Below are 2,260 nucleotides of genomic sequence, written 5' to 3' on the forward strand. Positions count from 1 at the left end.
CTGGAGTTCCGCGAGGCTGTCAATGCGCGCGATGCCGCCAAGGCCCAGCTGGAGGCCGAGAAGGCCCGCGGCGGCGCCCAGACGACGGCCCAGAGCCTGATTCAGGAATCCAACGCCAACGTCAGCACGCCTGAACTCGACGCCCGCCTGGCGGAGCATCGCCGCAGCCTCGACGCCTTGCTGCAGCGCTACACCGACCAGCACCCCGACATCATCGCCACGCGCAAGCTCATCAAGGATCTCGAGGAGCAGAGAAAGCGCGAGCTCGCCGAGCTGCGCAAGGCCGCCATGAATGTCCCGACGGCTTCCGTGGGCCAGAACAGCGGCAGCCTGGCCACGCAGGAACTGGTGCGCGTCCTGGTGACGACCGAAGTCCAGGTCGCGGCCCTGCGCGCCCGCGTCGACGAATACTCGGGGCGCTACTCTCAGGCCCTGGTGGCGCTGAAGACGGCACCTCAGGTTGAGGCCGAGGCTGCCCAGCTGAACCGCGACTACGCGATTCACAAGAAGAACTACGAGGATCTGGTGCAGCGCCGCGAACAGGCGTCGATCTCCGGCGAGCTTGATGTGGCGTCCGGCGTGGCGGACTTCCGCGTCATCGACCCGCCGCGCGCCAATCCCAAGCCGGTCGCGCCGAACCGCCTGCTGCTGCTCGCCGGTGCAATGGCGGCGGCCCTGGGCGTCGGCCTGTTCACGACCTTTGCCGCCAGCCAGCTGCGCCCCGTCTTCCATGACGCGAACGACCTGCGCACCCGCGTGGAATTGCCCATCCTGGGTGTCGTGACGCGGCTTGTGACGGATGCTGATCGTGCCCGCCAGCGCGTCGACCTGATTCGTTTCTCCGCGGGGGCCGGAGGGCTGCTGGCGATGTTCGCCGTCGCATTGACGGTCTTGGCTGTGCAACTGAGCCGGCAGGTGGTTTGACATGACGAGCCTGATTGAACAAGCCGCCAAGCGGCTCGAGCAACTGCGCCAGGCCGGCGTTGTGCTGCCCGGCGACGAGCAGGCGCAGCCAGCGGCGGCGCAGCCGCCGGTCGTCGCGCCCTTGGCCGCGCCCGCCGCCGCTTTGCCTGCGCAGCCGCAGGCAGAGCCTCGGCCCCATGTGGGCATCTCGGTCCTGGACGATGGGCTCCATCCGTCGTCCAAACGCGTGGAGCTGGACGTCGTGGCGCTGGCCGCGCAGGGCTTCCTGATGCCCCACACGCCGCGTTCGCAAACGGGCGACCAGTACCGGGTCATCAAGCGCCCCTTGATCAAGAACGCGATGGGCAAGGGCGCCGCGACGATCAACCACGCCAACCTGATGATGGTGACCAGTGCGTTGGCCGGTGAAGGCAAGAGCTTCACGTCCATCAACCTCGCGCTGAGCATCGCGGCCGAACTGGACAACACGGTCATGCTGGTCGACGCCGACGTGGCCCGCCCGTCGGTGTTGCGCATGCTGGGCCTGCCGCAAGGCCCCGGCCTGCTCGACGTGCTGGAAGAGCGTGTCGAGATGTCCGAGGTGCTGCTGCGCACCAATGTCGAGAAGCTGACCATCCTGCCCAGCGGCACACCCCACCCGCGTGCGACCGAACTGCTGGCCAGCGACGCCATGCGCCATCTGCTGGACAACATGGCCAAGCGCTATCCCGACCGCATCATCATTTTCGATTCGCCGCCGCTGCTGCTGACGACGGAGTCACGCGTACTGGCTTCGCACATGGGCCAGATCGTCATCGTCGTCCATGCCGAGAAGACGGCGCAGAGCGCCGTCCAGCAGGCCCTCGCCGCCATCGAAACCTGCCCGGTCAAGATGATGCTGCTCAACCAGGCCAGCCCCAACGCTGCCGGTGGTTACGGCTACGGGTATGGCTACGGGTATGGCTACGGCTACGGATACGGCTATGGCAGCAATGACTCGGCCCAGACCTGAGCCGCGCCATCTGCCTCTGGCCCTCGCCCTTTGTGCGATCGCGGCTCACGCCCAGCAGGGAGACGCTGCTGCTGGTGCCGGCGGTGGCGCCATYCAGCCTCGCATCGGCGTGTCACYGAGCTGGACCGACAACCTGCGCCTCGACGATCAAGAAAAGGACGCGGCGGTGATTGCGACGGTATCCCCCGGCGTCAGCATCGTGCGCAATACGGGTGCGCTGCGCGGCAGCCTGGACTACTCGCTGAACGGCGTCACTTACCTGAAGACGACCTACAAGTCCCAGCTGCAGAACGCGCTGACGGCAAACGCCCAGGCCGAGATCATTCCTCGTACCTTCCTTGTCGA

The 2,260-nt window shown here is 67.0% G+C and carries 2 protein-coding genes; both read left to right on the forward strand.

The genetic code is table 11. The annotated features are described in order from the left end of the window. The coding region (locus AC1DU6_RS28185; RefSeq protein ID WP_477861162.1) for a GNVR domain-containing protein at window positions 1-924 on the forward strand (924 nt) is incomplete at its 5' end. Between the two features lies 1 nt (window position 925). Further along, window positions 926-1,915 (forward strand): XrtA-associated tyrosine autokinase, encoded by a 990-nt coding sequence (locus AC1DU6_RS28190; protein ID WP_056195792.1) that lies wholly within the window; start codon window positions 926-928, stop codon window positions 1,913-1,915. Window positions 1,916-2,260: the final 345 nt, after the last annotated feature.

The organism is Roseateles sp. P5_B10 (assembly GCF_056400485.1).

Coding starts and splice junctions, on each gene's coding strand:
- AC1DU6_RS28190 (WP_056195792.1), top strand. CDS start 926: ATGACGAGCCTGATTGAACAAGCCGCCAAGCGGCTCGAGCAACTGCGC.